Genomic DNA, 15530 nt, shown 5'->3' with positions numbered 1-15530 from the left:
TTTAGATAGGTTCCTGTGGGGATGGTTGCGTAAAGATGCGGATTTTTTGTCCTATTGTAGATGTAGGAAAGTTATCAGGACACTATTTTTCGTATTTTGGCCAGAGCGGCACCGATCACTTGGTGCATGTCATAATAGCGGTATTCTGCCAATCGGCCCCCAAAAATTGTTGTTGTCTCCTGCTCCGCCAATTTTTTGTATGTATTGAACAGATCAGTGTTCTTGGCATCGTTGATGGGATAGTAAGGTTCATTGTCCGAAGAGGCCTCCAATGGATATTCTTTGGTGATCACCGTGGTCTTTTGTTTGCCAAACTCAAAATGTTTGTGTTCAATGATCCTGGTGTAGGGGATGGAGGCTTCCGTATAGTTTACCACGGCATTGCCTTGATAATTGTCCTGATTGAGGGTGGTGTGTTCAAAATGAAGGCTACGGTATTCCAGCTTACCATGGCGATAATCAAAATATTCGTCGATTTTTCCGGTGAACACCACTTGTTTGGCCAAGCTTTCCAATTTTTTTCGGTCCTTGAAAAAATCCACATTTGTTCGGCATTCAATCCCTTCCAGAAGACCTTCGGTCAATTTGTTGTAGCCACCTATGGGGATACCTTGGTAGTTATCGTTGAAATAATTGTTGTCATACGTGAAGCGTAAGGGCAACCTTTTGATGATAAAGGCCGGCAGTTCCGTTGCCTTTCTGCCCCATTGCTTTTCGGTATATCCCTTGATCAATTTTTCATAGATGTCCCTACCCACCAGCGAAAGTGCCTGTTCTTCCAAATTGGAGGGTATCTTATCCTTGTATTCCTTGGTCTGTTCCGCTATAATGGCCTTGGCCTCATCTGGAGTGACAATTCCCCACAATTGGCGAAACGTGTTCATGTTGAACGGGAGATTATAGAGTTCACCCTCAAAGTTGGCCAACGGCGAGTTGGTATATCTGTTGAAGGGGACAAACCTGTTCACGTAGTCCCAAATGAACTTGTCGTTGGTGTGGAAAATATGGGCCCCATATTTGTGCACGTTGATGCCGCCCACATCCTCACAATAGGTGTTGCCGCCAAGATGTTCCCTTTTGTCGATCACCAAACATTTTTTTCCCTTTTTGTGGGCTTCATGGGCAAAAACGGCACCATACAGTCCAGCACCTACAATCAGAAAATCATATTCGAGTTCACGCATGTTGTCCACAATCTTTGGTTTACAATTCAAAGGCGATTGGTCGCAATTTATGGATTCGAGAAAATAAAAAAGGATATTTTTGAAAAAAACGGACCAAAATGCAAAACCGAAAACTGTTCTATATCTCCAGAAATTACAAGTTTTCCAGAAATGCGGCATCCAAACCCAAAATGGACTGCGAGGAAGTACTGTCCAAATCGGGATTTAGGAACCTTGGGTTCCGGCAAAGCAACCATCCCAGTTCGGCCATTGGGGCGATCGTCAGCTTTTTTGGCATCACTTGGGGATTGATCAGGTTGCCATTTTCATCGGTGCTCTGTATGCAATATCCACTCAGTAAATTTTTCGGTTACAAGGTGGCCGTGGCCAAACTGAAAGGGTGTAAGGTGATCTTGATCGTCCACGATGTAAAGACGCTAATGGGCAAGAACAGGGATGCAGGAAAGGAGATGAAGTGGTTCAACAAGGCCGATGTACTCATCTTGCACAATCAGGTGATGATGCAGTGGTTTGTAGAAAATGGATACAAAGGGAAAATGGTTCCCTTGTATCTCTTCGATTATCTGTTGGCCGAAGGGCAAGAACTGCCTGAACAGTCTTTGGGTCAAGGGAATGAAATTGTTTTTGCAGGGGGACTGGGCATGGAAAAAAGCGCCTTCCTCTACCAGTTGGATGAATTGCATCCGAACTTTACCCTCAAACTTTATGGGAACGGTTTTCAAAAGGAGAAAATAAAGGAAGGTTCCGCATTGAACTACCAAGGGGTCTTTGCTCCCGATGAGGTTCTGGACCACTTGAAGGGAAACTTTGGCCTGGTATGGAACGGAAATGCCATCCGGGAATGTGATGGTGACTTTGGCAAGTACATCCAATACAACAATCCACACAAAACCTCCCTGTATTTATTGGCGGGCCTTCCTATCATCATTTGGGACAAAGCAGCCGTTGCCCAAGTGGTGGAACGGGAAAAAATAGGGTTTGCGATTGCCTCCTTGGAAGAACTGTCGGAAAAACTCGCCCAAATCGATGCCGCCACTTACGAACAAATGGTTGCCAATGTGCATATCATGCGGAATAAGATTGCCAATGGCCACTTCTTACAGGAAGCCGTTACAAATGCCTTGGCGCAGTTGGCGTAACAGGTTTTATACCGCTACGTCGTGTTCCCTTAGGGCGTTGTTCAGGGATGTTTTCTTGTCCGTACTTTCCTTGCGTTTCCCAATGATAAGGGCGCAGGGTACTTGGTATTCACCTGCAGGGAATTTTTTGGTGTAGCTTCCGGGGATCACCACCGATCTTGCAGGCACCCTTCCTTTCAACTCTATAGGCTCATCACCCGTGACATCAATGATTTTGGTGGAAGCGGTAAGGACCACATTGGCTCCCAGTACGGCCTCTTTTTCCACACGGACCCCTTCTACCACAATACAGCGCGAACCGATAAAGGCATTGTCCTCAATGATGACCGGGGCAGCTTGCAAAGGTTCCAAAACACCTCCGATGCCAACACCACCGCTCAAGTGGACGTTCTTCCCGATCTGGGCGCAACTGCCCACAGTGGCCCAAGTGTCCACCATGGTACCTTCATCCACATAGGCGCCAATGTTCACGTAGCTGGGCATGAGGATGGTTCCCTTGGAAATGTACGCGCCATGTCTGGCCACCGCATGGGGCACCACACGAACGCCTTTCTCTTTATATCCTCTTTTCAGTGGAATCTTATCGTGATATTCAAAAATGCCAGCTTCAAGGACCTCCATTTTTTGGATGGGGAAGTAGAGTACCACTGCTTTTTTCACCCACTCGTTGATTTGCCATCCCTCTTCGGTAGGCTCTGCACAGCGCAGCTCGCCCAAATCGATTAGGTCTATAACTTTACGAATGGCCGTTTGGGTCGTTTCCTCTTCCAACAATGCTCTATTGTCCCACGCTTTTTCTATGAGCGTCCTTAATTCTGTCATTTCCTTAAATTTTTCGCAAAGATACGCCCCTCCACAGAATATTGGCCCATATTTTAAGGCCATAACATTTTTAGGGTTATTTTTGCCAAAAAATTGTCTTGGCAAGAATTTTGGCTTTGGATTATGGTAAGGTGAGGACGGGAATTGCTGTCACGGACGAGCTCCAACTGATTGCTTCCGGGCTCACCACAGTGGAGACCAAGGATCTGATCCCGTTTTTGGAAGCTTATTTTCAAAGGGAACAAGTGGAGCGGATCGTGGTGGGACTTCCCAAACAGATGGACAATACGCCCTCGGAATCCGAAGCCCTTATCCAAGATTTTTTAAAGAAATTAGCGACCAAGTTTCCCACAATTCCTGTGGAGCGCCAGGATGAGAGGTTCACTTCCAAAATGGCGGTACAATCTATGCTGGACAGTGGAATGAAGAAGAAAAAGCGCCAAGACAAGGCCTTGGTCGATGAAATAAGTGCCACGCTCATATTGCAGGCCTACTTAAACCGATTTTAGTTTTATGATTTTACCCATTGTTGCATACGGTGATCCCGTCCTACGAAAAAAAGCAGGTGATATTGCCCCCGAATACCCAAAGCTGGAAGAATTGATCTCCAACATGTGGGAGACCATGTACAATGCCCATGGCGTTGGATTGGCGGCTCCCCAAGTGGGATTGCCCATACGGTTGTTCGTAGTGGATACCACCCCTTTTTCCGATGATGAAGACCTGAGCCCAGAAGATCAGGAAAAGTTGAACGGTTTCAAAAAAGTGTTCATCAATGCCAAGATCACCGAGGAGACCGGAAAGGAATGGGATTTTAACGAAGGTTGCCTGAGCATACCCGATATCCGGGAGGATGTAAAACGCAAACCGGAGATCACCATCACCTATATGGATGAAAACTTCAAGCCACATACCGAGACTTACGATGGTCTGTTGGCTAGGGTAATCCAACACGAATATGACCACATTGAGGGCATCATGTTCACGGACAAGTTGTCTTCCCTCAAAAAACGGTTGCTAAAAGGCCGTTTGGAAAAGATTTCCAAAGGAAAGATTGATGTGGACTATAGAATGAGGTTTCCCAATATCAAAAAAGGACGTTAAAAAAATCACAGTTTCCGATAATACCATATTTTTGCCCGCATAAAATATTTTAAATGGCACTTGACAAGATTTTATCTATTGGCGGAAAGCCCGGACTTTACAAACTACTGACCCAAACCAGAAGCGGCTTTGTCGGCGAATCCCTATTGGACGGCAAGCGTGTTACCGTAGGATTGCGGAGCAATGTGAGCGTACTTTCCGAAATCGCCATTTATACCTTGGAAGAGGAAGTGCCACTTCGTGAAGTCTTCCAAAAGATAAAAGAAAAGGAAGACGGCAAAAAGACCGCCATCAACCACAAGGCCGACAAAATTGAGTTGGAGGAATATTTCTTCGAGATCCTTCCCAATTATGACGAGGACAGGGTGTATGCCAGTGATATCAAGAAGATCATCCAATGGTACAACATCTTGATCGATAACAAGATCACCGATTTTGTTGTGGCCGAAGACGCTGAAGAAGTCCCCGCTGAAACAGCTTCCAGCGAGGAAGAATAAACTTTATTCCTTGGCCCAGTCCACCAACTTTGTTGGATAATAATTGATTTTCATCTCGTTCAGATAGGGCACTTGCTGCGCCAATCGCTTTCTGTAGTCCTCCCAATCGCAATGTTCCGTTGGGGACCAGCCCAGTTCGGCATATCCAATGGCGCGCGGAAAGGCCAAATATTCCATTCCGGCACTGTCGTCGATGGTCTCGGACCACAAAGGGGCCTCAATGCCTAGGATGCTCTCCACAGGAAGACCCTCCACCAAGGTTTCAGGGAGCCAATTGTAGGCCACGTCCACAGGGATAAGGCCTGCCCAGGTCAACCCATATTCCGAAATGGAATCGTACTTCATGTCCATATAGGTTTTCCCGGCCATCGAAATGAGGATTTTGGACCCGTTTTTGGCAGCTTTGGTGGCATGCTCCGGTTCGTTCCATAGTTGGACCACGGTGGAAGCGTCTATGTCAGCTTGTGCAATTTCGTTCCAGCCGATGGATCTTTTGCCATGTTTCAGTACAATCTTCTCCACTTTTTCCACAAAGTGGATGTAGTCCTTCTTCTTGGTCACATGGCTTTCATCCCCGCCGATGTGGAAATAAGGGCCAGGGGTAATGGCAGCGATTTCGCCTATCACATCGTCCAGAAAACTGTAAACGGTATCTTTTTGGGCGTCAAAAGAACTGTATCCTACCTTCATATCGGTTCGTACACGCGGAGTCTCAGCTCTAGCATAGTGCAGAAAGGGATAACTCAACGAAGCGGCGTTCGTATGTCCGGGCATGTCAACCTCGGGAACGATGGTGATGTGTCTTTCCGCCGCATATCGCACCAATTCCTTATAATCCTCTTGGGTGAAGAAGCCACCTTTGCCACCGCCAACTTCGGTCGCTGCGCCGATCTCCGTCAATTTTGGCCAAGATTTTATCTCGATACGCCATCCTTGGTCGTCGGTCAGGTGCAAGTGCAGCGTGTTGTACTTGTAATAGGCGAGGATGTCCATGAATTTTTTCACCTCGTCCACCGTAAAGAAATGACGCGCCACATCCAGCATGGCTCCGCGATAGGCAAACTTGGGTGCGTCCAGTATTTTTCCGGTCGGTATCAGCCACAAAGGATGGTCGGTAAGTGTGTCATTGCTTTGCTGTGGGATAAGCTGTCTAAGGGTCTGTATGCCCCTAAAGGCGCCCGCAGCGGTTTTGGCGTTCAAAAGAATGGAATCTTTCTTGATGTAGAGCTGGTAGGCCTCGGCCGACTCCAGTTCCAAACTGTCGGATTGGTTGATGTAGATCATCCGCTCCACCTTGCTGTCAGGCGTGGCATTCACCGTAAGGTCCAAACCGGTCTTTCCCTTTATTTTTTCGGATAGGTATTTGCCCACCTCCTCAAATTTGGGATCTATCGTCGAGGTATAGATGGTTGTACTGCTGTCCAATCCAAAGGCACTGTGCGTGGCGATTGTCTTGACTGGTTTGGGGATCAAGGGAACAGTGGTCAAATCCGTTTTTGGAAACACGATTTCCTTTTTTTCGGTTTGACAGGCGGCCAAGCAAATGATGGCAGCGAACAGTATTAGAGATCGGTATATCATGATTATCGATTGGTTATTCTACGTATTTTTTGAGGACATCATACCAGATGTCATACCCTTTTGAATTCATATGGAGTCCATCTTCAATAAAGATGTCCTGTTTTAGTTTCCGTTTCTCCAACATCGGGTACCAGACATCCACAAACTCCACTCCTTTGGTTTTTGAGGCCAATCGGGCCAACTTTCTGTTCAAACGCCTGTACTTGCCACGCAATTTCCATCGGGAAATGCTGGGTTTGGGCGAAATAAGGACAATATCCATGTCCGGTTTTCTTTCCTGAAGGGTCTGTATGATATTTTCAGATGTGTCAAGGATGTCCCTCAGTCTTTTTTTTGCAGAGATGTCATTGTCCCCTTCATAAATGAAGACCTTGGTCGGGCTGTAGTCCAAAATAAGATCGTCAAGATAGAGGGCCAGGTCCGAAAATTGGGAACCACCAAAGCCAGTGTTCAGCACTTGGTGATGGGGGAAGCGTTCTTGAAGATCTTCCCACAACCGGACGCTGGAACTTCCCGTAAATACGATGGCCGGACGGGATGCATCCCAGAGGGTGTCATATTTTTTCTGGATATCCGTCACCTCTTTTTTGAAAGGTTCGGGGGATTGGGAATGGCCAAAGTAGGAGAGGAGCAATAGGGCAACTAGGATTCTCTTCATGGATCGAGATGTTTTTCCAAAAATAAGGGATATGAACTTCATCCTAGGGCTTTCCTTTGTATTCCGTTTGAAAAAGTGTTGAAAAATGGTTGATACTCTTCAGAAATAACACCAAGATCCAATATGGTCTAAAGTAGGGGATTTGTACTTTTGGCTAAAATATTATAGATGAACGCAAGACCAGAGCAGCTAAAGGCATTGGAACGACTGTTGAACATCATGGACGAGCTCCGTGAGCAATGTCCATGGGACAAAAAACAGACCATGCAGACCCTCCGCCACCTTACCATTGAGGAAACCTACGAACTGGGCGACGCCATTCTGGACAATGACCTTGATGAGGTGAAGAAGGAATTGGGTGATTTGTTGCTGCACATTGTCTTTTATGCCAAGATCGGTTCCGAGACCCGGGATTTTGACATTGCAGATGTGGCCAATGGTATTTGCGAAAAATTGATCAACAGGCATCCGCACATTTATGGCGATGTCAAGGTGCAGAACGAAGAAGAGGTAAAGCAGAACTGGGAGAGCATCAAACTGAAGGAAGGAAAGAAAAGCGTGCTCGAGGGTGTGCCCAACAGCCTCCCGGCATTGGTGAAGGCCAACCGCATTCAGGAAAAAGTGGCCGGGGTGGGGTTCGACTGGGAGTACCCGGAACAGGTCTTTGAAAAACTGAAGGAGGAATTGGCAGAGCTCCAGCATGAAGTGAAGCAGAATGACAAGGACAAGATGGAGTCCGAATTTGGCGATGTGCTTTTTTCCATGGTGAACTACGCCCGTTTTCTGAAAATCAATCCAGAGAATGCCCTGGAACGCACCAACAAGAAATTCATCAAGCGTTTCCAATATTTGGAGGGCAAGGCCAAGGAATCGGGAAAGACCTTACGGGAAATGACCTTGGCGGAAATGGACGTTTTTTGGGAAGAGGCAAAAGGTCTTTGAATCATAGCGATAGGTTGATTTATCAAAAATCTAACCTTGAATAACCTCCAAATTTTTCCGATACCACTATCTTTACGCTCTTTTTTAAACCACCGAAGTGTTCCAGCAATACACCAAAGAATTCACGTATAACCTCAAGTTGTCCTACCCCGTTATTTTAGGGATGTTGGGGCATACTTTTGTAGCCTTTGCGGACAACATCATGGTTGGGCAATTGGGCACGGCCGAATTGGCCGCGGTCTCCCTCGGAAACAGTTTTGTGTTCATTGCCATGTCCTTGGGCATTGGCTTTTCAACGGCCATAACCCCTTTGGTGGCAGAGGCCGATGGGGCAGGGGACCAAGCGGCAGGCAAGAACGCTCTCAAACACGGTTTGGTACTCTGTACGCTACTGGGACTTTCCCTGTTCGGGGTCATTTTGCTTTGCAAACCCCTGCTGTACCATATGGAGCAACCTCCCGAGGTGGTGGAACTCGCCATTCCGTATTTGGAATTGGTGGCCTTTTCCTTGGTCCCCTTGGTCATGTTCCAAGCGTTCAAACAGTTTTCTGATGGATTGTCGCAGACCAAATACCCCATGATTGCCACCATTTTGGCCAATGTGGTCAATATTTCCCTCAATTACCTGCTCATATTTGGGTCTCTTGGATTTCCTAAGTTGGGCATTGTGGGCGCGGCCATCGGAACCTTGGCGTCGCGTGTGGTAATGGTTGCCTTTATTTGGTTTTTGTTGAAGCAAAAGAAAAAGTTCAAGGTTTATGTGACCCATTTCAATTTCAAAAAAATTGAGAAAAAGGTGATGAAAAAAATCATCAACCTTGGGTTTCCCTCTGCGTTGCAGATGTTCTTTGAAGTGGCCATTTTCACGGCGGCCATCTGGCTGAGCGGCGTATTGGGTAAAAATGCACAGGCGGCCAACCAGATTGCCCTCAACCTGAGCAGCATGACCTTCATGGTGGGCATGGGCCTCAGCGTGGCAGCCATGGTGCGTGTGGGCAACCAAAAAGGGCTCCAAAATTTCAGGGAGCTCAGGCGCATCGCCGAATCCATCTTTTTTCTGACATTGCTATTGGAAATTGTGTTCGCCGCCCTCTTTTTGATGGGGAGACACTGGTTTCCCACCATTTATTTGGATGTGGACGACTTGATGAACCAAGCGGACAACACTGAGGTGATCGTTATAGCGGCCAAACTGTTGCTGGTCGCCGCCTTTTTTCAGATATCGGATGGACTGCAAGTGGTGGTGCTCGGGGCACTTCGTGGGCTTCAGGATGTAAGGGTCCCAACGCTCATTACCTTTGTGGCCTATTGGTTGATAGGCTTTCCGATCAGTTATTATTTGGGACTGTTCACGGATTTTGGCAGCACGGGCATCTGGATAGGATTGCTGTCGGGGCTAACAGCATCGGCGGTAATGTTGTATATTCGATTCAACTATTTGACGAAAAAATTGATTGCAAACTAAATATTTGCTCCGCCCAAGTTGACAAAAGTTAATTTGGAATCGGAATTGTCACGTCGAGCGCAGTCGAGACGTTGTTGATAGACCGTTCAGGGTGACATAAAAACAATATAACAGCAATTTAAACCTAAGTTTCCCAATGTTCGGGACCAAATTAAAAGCACATGGAACTACCTAAATTTTTATTGGCCGATAACACCGATTATCCCACGGCCATTTTCATAGTCCATACCGAATACCCACGTTTTGTCATCAATTTGGAAGATGATGAAGTGGAGTGGCTGGAAGAATTTTCCCCAGAGGACGAAGCAGAGCTTGCCGAAGAGGCCGAAGGCCTTATCGAGGCGGCCACGGCGTTTTACGATAGGGAAGTCTCCAGATACGACGAATAATGTTGGACCAGCTCATACAGTTAGATAAAGACCTTTTCCTGTTCCTGAACGGATTGGGAACGGAGGCATGGGACGGTTTTTGGATGTTCATGACCACCACCCGTAATTCTGCCCCGCTCTATCTACTATTGCTCTATCTTACCTACAAACATTTTGGACTGAAGAAAACTGCCGTTGTGTTGGTTGGCATTGCCTTGCTGATCACTTGCACGGACCAGTTGTCCAATTTTTTCAAATATGGCTTGGCCCGGTTACGACCTTGCCACGAGCCGGAAATCAGTACCATGATGCGCCTGGTGAAGAGTTATTGTGGCGGACAGTTCGGGTATTTTTCGGCCCATGCGGCCAATTCTTTCGGCCCGGCCATTTTCTTCACCGTTCTTTTTCGGAATAAGGTGAAATACATAGGCTGGATCTTGATTCTTTGGGCCTGTGTTGTGGCCTACAGCCGGATCTATATTGGCGTGCACTATCCTTTGGATGTGGTCACTGGGGCTTTGGTCGGCTCTTTCTTCGGATGGGTATTTGCAAGGTTGGCTATATTTGCATTCCAAAAAATAGGTTCATGATCTCCACGACCCGGTATTGGTTCTTTATTGTCCTGATTGTATTGGTATACATCGTGGGGATGTTCGTGACCCTCTTCGAGAACGATTCGGCCCAATTTGCAGTAATGGCCATGCGAATGGTCCAAGAGAATGATTTTTTGAGTCTCTTCAAAGGTCCGGAAGAATATCTGGACAAGCCTCACATGCACTATTGGTTGGCCGCTCTTTCCTATAAAGTATTTGGAATACACGATTGGGCCTACCGCATTCCGGGCATATTGGCCACGTTTTTGGCCGCTTACAGCTGCTACGGGCTCGGAAAATTGCTATATAACAAGGATGTGGGACGCTTGGCCTCCCTCATATTCATGACCGCACAGACCATAGTGCTGGCCAATATCGATATTCGTACCGATGCCGTGCTGACCGGATTCACCATTTTTGCGATATGGCAATTGGCGACCTTTATTGAAAAAGTAACTTTACAGAGTGTTGTATTGGGTGCCTTTGGGGCTGGGATGGCCTTTTCCACCAAGGGGCAGATAGCTCTTGTGGTCATTGGGATTTCCCTTTTGTGCCATTTGGCCTATACCCGAAAATGGGCGCGTTTGCTCAATTGGCGGTTGCTGGTGGCCCTTTTGGTCTTTGGGTTGACCATCTCCCCGATGCTGTATGCCTATTACCATCAATTTGACCTGCACCCGGAAAAAGTGATCCGCGGCAAGGACCACCGAAGCGGTATCTTTTTCATTTTTTGGGAACAGAGCTTTGAGCGGATGAGCGGCGAAGGCGTTGGAAAGAACAGTAGCGATTTCTTTTTCTTCTTCCATACCTTTTTGTGGGTGTTCCTGCCATGGACCGTTCTGGCATTGGTCGGCTATTGGACGCAGTTGAAAGCATTATGGCAAGCTAGGTTTGCCCAGCGTCCGCAATTAGAATTTCTGACCGTTGGCGGCATTTCCATTCTATTCTTTCTGATCAGTTTTGCGCAGTTCAAACTGCCGCACTACATCAATATTTTGATTCCCCTGTATGCCGTGATGTCGGCCGCTTTCCTGTTTGGGCTCTATCAACGGGGAAAACAGAAAATGGCCAAAGTGATCCTAGGCATCCAATATTTTATATTGGGATTGGTGGTCGTTTTCTCGTTGTTGGTCTGTTTCTATGTGTTCCGATTGGAACAGTGGTACGGGTATTTATTTTTGGTCGCAGCATTGACCCTAGTGGCCTATTTCATCTTGAAAAAAGAAACGGTCTATGCTAAGATCGTGACGGTCGCCATTCTCAGCTCGGTAGTACTGAACGGGTTGATGAATGCCCAATTCTATCCCAAATTGCTTGAATATCAAGGAGGCTCCACCATGGCGGAAAAGGTGAGGGAGAACAACATTCCCGTGGACAAGATCTATAAGATTTCGGAAAGGTACTCTTGGTCGTTGGATTTCTATAACAAAAAGCCGGTACAGATCACTTCACTGTCGGAAATAGCCGATAAAAAGGATATTTGGGTGTATGCCACGGACGAGGAACTGGAGCAACTGCAAAAAAATGGGTTCCAGTGGGAGGAACAGATCACGGTAGATCAATTCCGGATCACCCGCCTACAGGCCAAATTCCTGAACCCGAACACTCGTGAGGGCAAGCTCAACCACATGCATTTGGTTCATTTGGATTGATTCGATTCCAGTTCCGGTTTTTTGAAATGGTACGCGATTCCCACAAAAGAAACGAGGGCCGTGATCAAAAAGAAGGTGAAACTGATACCGATAGATGTGCTTGCGTCCAATCCCAACCATTTGGCGCCATAGAGAAAAGTGACTTCCCGGCTTCCAATCCCACCGATCGTCAATGGAATGACCGATACTATGGACGAAATCAAAAAAACGAAAAGATATTCGATGGGGTCTATCGTCACCGATAATGACTTTAAAATAAAGAACGCACAGACCAATTGTGCTAATTGCACGAGTGCCGAATACCCAAAAGATTTCCAAAAAACGGGAAAGGTGGTCGGAAAAGCAAGTTTGTTCATGGTCCAAAACAATACAGAGCTTACAGGAATGGCTAAAATAGAAAACCATAAAAAGTCACCAAAAAGACCATTGTCCGATAGGATTGCCAACACACAGGCGTAAATGAACAATAATAACATCCCGCTCAACCGATCCAGTAGCAAGCTTGAAACTACTTTTTGTGTACCCGGGTTATAGGCTTTTTGGACCACGTAGCCCTTGTAGGCATCCCCACCGATTCCCCCGGGAAGAAAAAGGTTATAGAACATCCCGAGCAGATACAATTTCAGGTTGCTGATGTGCGAAAGTTGGGCTCCTATTTGGTGAAAATACAGGTTCAACCTGAATGCGGACAATATTTTGGAAACCACAAAAAATAGGAGTGCAAGGGACAGAAAAAGCGGGTCGCTCTTTCGGAGTGTCTGCAAAACGTCCTTCAGATCTATTTTGGTGAAAATGAAATAGATTAGCGCTGCACTTACAACGATCTTTAGGACAGTGATTCCCTGTTTACGCAGCTTTTCCGTCACCTATGGTAATTTTTTTGATGCGATAGGGCCGTTTCTGTTGGGATTCGTAGTAGGTGCGTATCAAGAGTTCCATCACGATCCCGATGGTGAACAATTGGATGCCCCCCAAGATGAACATCATCCCAAAAATGAGCAAGGGCCTACTGCCGATGTCCTCACCAAACCCAAGTTTCACGATCAACAGGTAGATGTTGATAAATATGCCAAGGATGATCAACAACACCCCGAAAATTCCGAAAAGGTGGATGGGACGTTGGAAATACTTCCGGATGAAGAGCAACAACATCATGTCGGCCACCACCTTGAAAACGCGTTCCAGTCCATATTTGGAGACCCCGGCATGGCGCGCATGGTGCTTTACGGGAACCTGCTTGATCTGCCCGCCTTCCAAAAAGGCCAAAAGCGTGATGAAACGGTGCATTTCGCCATACAGGTTCAGTCCTTTGGCAATATCCTTGGTGAATACCTTCAGGGCGCAGCCATTGTCCTTGATGTCCAGTTTGGTTACCCTTCGCACCAAAAAGTTGGCGATTTTGGAAGGGATTTTCTTTACGAGTGAATCCTTTCGTTTTTGACGGATGCCCGTGACCACATCATATTCCCCGCTCACGGCATATTCCAGCATGTGCGGAATGTCCGAAGGGTCGTTCTGAAGGTCGCCGTCCATGGTGATGATGTATTCCCCTTCCGCGTAGTCAAGTCCGGCAGCCAGGGCAAGGCTCTGTCCGTAATTTTTTTTCAGTTCAATGAGATGGACCTTGTCATCATCCATATCCTTGACCCTTTTTCGGGTCTGGTCCGTGGAAAAATCGTCCACATACACGATCTGGTAGTTGTATCCTTCAAGACTTTCATGGATCTTTTGGGTGAGAAGGACCACATTGTCCTCTTCATTGTATAACGGAACCACTATGGATAAAAGGGAATCGGTGACGGTGCTCATTTCATTTTTGATCTGTGCAAATTTATCGCTTTTATTTAAAGTTCCTTGGTAATCTTGTCCAATAGGATTTTGGCCGCATAAAAAGGGGACACTTTGTTCTGTTCAATGTCCTTGAGCAATTCGTTCTGCACCTTGATAAACGCTGGTTTTTGATGGAAAAACTGCTTCAGGTGGTCGTCCACGGTCTGAAGGAACCAGTTCTTGTTCTGGTTTTTTCTGTTCTTTTCAAAGAACCCATTTTCCTTGTTCTGATGGGCAAAATCTTCTACCATGGCCCAGATTTCTCGGACACCGGTGTTTTCGGAAGCAGAACATTTCATCACTTTTGGGGTCCATCCGTTCTGCTTTGGGGGATACAGGTGCAAGGCCCGTTGAAACTCGGTAACGGCCAACTTGGCCTTCTCCACATTGCTGCCATCGGCCTTGTTGATGGCTATTGCATCCGCCATTTCCATAATGCCCCTTTTGATGCCCTGTAGCTCATCCCCGGCACCCGATAGCTTCAACAATAAAAAGAAATCGACCATACTGTGCACGGCCACCTCGCTCTGGCCCACACCCACGGTCTCCACGAGCACCACATCATACCCGGCTGCCTCGCAGAGCATGATGCTCTCACGGGTCTTTTGCGCCACCCCGCCCAACGAACTTCCCGAAGGGGAGGGCCTGATAAAGGCATTGGGGTCATTGGAAAGGGTCTGCATCCGGGTCTTGTCGCCCAAAATACTGCCTTTGCTCAGCGAACTGGTGGGGTCCACGGCCAGTACAGCGACTTTTTTGCCCATGGCCGTAAGTGTGGTACCCAAGGTTTCGATGAACGAGCTCTTGCCCACACCGGGCACGCCCGTAATCCCCAACCGTATGCTCTCGCCCGGCCTTGAAAGACATTTTTCCACCACGGCATTGGCTTTTTCAAAATGGGCGGGCTGTGTACTTTCCAAAAGGGTGATGGCCTTGGCCAACATGGCCTTGTCCCCCTTGAAGATACCTTCGGTGAGGGTATCCACAGAAATTTCCTGCCTGCGGAGGGTTTTGATCTTCGACACGGTATCTTCGGGTGTGCTCTTTTTCTTTGCCAAGGGTCGATGCTGGTTCAATTCATCACTAAGGTATAAAGTTTTTATGGGTTAAAGGAGATGGGAGCGGTGCCTTTCTATTGTCATTTCACAAAAATTTAATACCTGTTGTAGGGAACTTCCAAATTCAAATTGGTAACTTCTCAACGTAATGTTCGGTCATTTCAAGGAACCGGACGGAAACCTATAAACTAGATATGATGAAGACAATTTTTGAAAGTAAGGCCACCAATACGGGAGGCAGGGCAGGACATGTGGAGAGCGAGGACGGCGTATTGGATTTCGATATTTCCATGCCCAATGCCAAAGGCAAGCCCAACCCCAAGTCCACCAATCCCGAGGAACTTTTCGCGGCCGCATATTCCACCTGTTTTGCCGGTGCCTTGCAGGCCGTGGCCAAGGAACATGGAGTGGACGATCTTGGGGATTTCAATGTGACGGCCACCATAGCCTTCAATAAAGAAGAGGATGGATTTTTTCTGGAAGCCACCTTGGACGCCTATTTGCCAACGGTAGATCAGGAGACCGGGGAGGATTTGATCAATGCCGCCCACGAAATATGCCCATACAGCAAGGCGACAAGGGACAATATTACCGTTCACTTGAACTTGATGTTGGACGAATAAAAAATCATAACTTG

Annotated in this window: 17 protein-coding genes; 10 read left to right on the top strand and 7 right to left on the bottom strand. The window is 47.0% G+C overall.

All coding sequences use genetic code 11. From position 1 onward, the window contains the following. Nucleotides 1–74 precede the first annotated feature (74 nt). Nucleotides 75–1184 (bottom strand): UDP-galactopyranose mutase, encoded by a 1110-nt coding sequence (gene glf / locus SD450_RS00555; protein WP_318343084.1) that lies wholly within the window; start codon nt 1182–1184, stop codon nt 75–77. 98 nt (nt 1185–1282) lie between these two features. Between glf and SD450_RS00550 the strand changes: the two genes are divergently transcribed. Next, entirely contained in the window at nt 1283–2323 is a 1041-nt protein-coding gene (locus SD450_RS00550; protein WP_318342709.1) for a beta-1,6-galactofuranosyltransferase, read from the top strand. Between the two features lie 6 nt (nt 2324–2329). Here the strand turns inward: SD450_RS00550 and SD450_RS00545 are convergent, their stop codons facing one another. Then, nucleotides 2330–3145 (bottom strand): 2,3,4,5-tetrahydropyridine-2,6-dicarboxylate N-succinyltransferase, encoded by an 816-nt coding sequence (locus tag SD450_RS00545; RefSeq protein ID WP_318342708.1) that lies wholly within the window; start codon nt 3143–3145, stop codon nt 2330–2332. A 98-nt stretch (nt 3146–3243) separates the two neighbouring features. On the opposite strand from SD450_RS00545, the gene ruvX reads away from it, so the two are divergent. The 3 genes from ruvX to SD450_RS00530 are packed head-to-tail and all read left to right on the top strand — an operon-like array spanning nt 3244 to nt 4746. Further along, the gene (ruvX, locus tag SD450_RS00540; protein WP_318342707.1) at nt 3244–3654 is read left to right on the top strand and encodes a Holliday junction resolvase RuvX; all 411 of its coding nucleotides are present in this window, start codon (nt 3244–3246) and stop codon (nt 3652–3654) included. A 4-nt stretch (nt 3655–3658) separates the two neighbouring features. Then, the gene (def, locus tag SD450_RS00535; protein WP_318342706.1) at nt 3659–4249 is read left to right on the top strand and encodes a peptide deformylase; all 591 of its coding nucleotides are present in this window, start codon (nt 3659–3661) and stop codon (nt 4247–4249) included. A 53-nt stretch (nt 4250–4302) separates the two neighbouring features. Beyond that, a complete protein-coding gene (locus tag SD450_RS00530) occupies nt 4303–4746 on the top strand; it encodes a DUF5606 family protein (RefSeq protein ID WP_318342705.1) in 444 nt (147 codons plus the stop codon). Nucleotides 4747–4749: 3 nt separating this feature from the next. Here the strand turns inward: SD450_RS00530 and SD450_RS00525 are convergent, their stop codons facing one another. Both SD450_RS00525 and SD450_RS00520 read right to left on the bottom strand, forming a co-directional pair. Next, nucleotides 4750–6327 carry a beta-N-acetylhexosaminidase gene (locus SD450_RS00525; protein WP_318342704.1) on the bottom strand — a complete coding sequence of 526 codons (1578 nt, stop codon included), beginning with the start codon at nt 6325–6327 and terminating at the stop codon, nt 4750–4752. A 13-nt stretch (nt 6328–6340) separates the two neighbouring features. Next, complete coding sequence (locus SD450_RS00520; RefSeq protein WP_318342703.1) at nt 6341–6985, bottom strand: GDSL-type esterase/lipase family protein; 645 nt, start codon at nt 6983–6985, stop codon at nt 6341–6343. Nucleotides 6986–7153: 168 nt separating this feature from the next. On the opposite strand from SD450_RS00520, the gene mazG reads away from it, so the two are divergent. The 5 genes from mazG (at nt 7154) to SD450_RS00495 (ending at nt 12005) form a co-directional block, all read left to right on the top strand. Continuing rightward, nucleotides 7154–7927, top strand: coding sequence for a nucleoside triphosphate pyrophosphohydrolase (gene mazG / locus SD450_RS00515; protein ID WP_318342702.1), 774 nt, complete (start codon nt 7154–7156; stop codon nt 7925–7927). A gap of 97 nt (nt 7928–8024) precedes the next feature. Then, nucleotides 8025–9392: an MATE family efflux transporter gene (locus SD450_RS00510; RefSeq protein ID WP_318342701.1), complete on the top strand. Its 1368-nt coding sequence runs from the start codon at nt 8025–8027 to the stop codon at nt 9390–9392. A 161-nt stretch (nt 9393–9553) separates the two neighbouring features. After that, a complete protein-coding gene (locus SD450_RS00505; RefSeq protein WP_318342700.1) occupies nt 9554–9781 on the top strand; it encodes a hypothetical protein in 228 nt (75 codons plus the stop codon). Then, nucleotides 9781–10350 carry a phosphatase PAP2 family protein gene (locus SD450_RS00500; protein WP_318342699.1) on the top strand — a complete coding sequence of 190 codons (570 nt, stop codon included), beginning with the start codon at nt 9781–9783 and terminating at the stop codon, nt 10348–10350. The genes SD450_RS00505 and SD450_RS00500 overlap by 1 nt, the downstream gene beginning before the upstream one ends. Continuing rightward, nucleotides 10347–12005: a glycosyltransferase family 39 protein gene (locus tag SD450_RS00495; protein ID WP_318342698.1), complete on the top strand. Its 1659-nt coding sequence runs from the start codon at nt 10347–10349 to the stop codon at nt 12003–12005. The genes SD450_RS00500 and SD450_RS00495 overlap by 4 nt, the downstream gene beginning before the upstream one ends. On the opposite strand, the gene SD450_RS00490 is transcribed toward SD450_RS00495, so the two are convergent. Genes SD450_RS00490 through meaB form a run of 3 tightly spaced genes read right to left on the bottom strand, consistent with a single transcriptional unit; the run spans nt 11993 to nt 14893 of the window. Beyond that, entirely contained in the window at nt 11993–12871 is an 879-nt protein-coding gene (locus SD450_RS00490; protein WP_318342697.1) for a lysylphosphatidylglycerol synthase transmembrane domain-containing protein, read from the bottom strand. The two genes, SD450_RS00495 and SD450_RS00490, sit on opposite strands and share 13 nt — an antisense overlap. After that, nucleotides 12852–13814 carry a glycosyltransferase family 2 protein gene (locus tag SD450_RS00485; RefSeq protein WP_318342696.1) on the bottom strand — a complete coding sequence of 321 codons (963 nt, stop codon included), beginning with the start codon at nt 13812–13814 and terminating at the stop codon, nt 12852–12854. The genes SD450_RS00490 and SD450_RS00485 overlap by 20 nt, the downstream gene beginning before the upstream one ends. Nucleotides 13815–13849: 35 nt before the next feature. Further along, a complete protein-coding gene (gene meaB, locus SD450_RS00480) occupies nt 13850–14893 on the bottom strand; it encodes a methylmalonyl Co-A mutase-associated GTPase MeaB (RefSeq protein ID WP_318342695.1) in 1044 nt (347 codons plus the stop codon). Nucleotides 14894–15090: 197 nt separating this feature from the next. Here meaB and SD450_RS00475 point away from each other — a divergent pair, with 197 nt between their 5' ends. Beyond that, nucleotides 15091–15516: an organic hydroperoxide resistance protein gene (locus SD450_RS00475; RefSeq protein ID WP_318343083.1), complete on the top strand. Its 426-nt coding sequence runs from the start codon at nt 15091–15093 to the stop codon at nt 15514–15516. Nucleotides 15517–15530 lie beyond the last annotated feature (14 nt).

Origin of the sequence: Flagellimonas baculiformis (assembly GCF_033441575.1) — a bacterium.
Lineage (GTDB): Bacteria > Bacteroidota > Bacteroidia > Flavobacteriales > Flavobacteriaceae > Flagellimonas > Flagellimonas baculiformis.
This window is presented reverse-complemented; position numbering and strand designations above follow the sequence as displayed.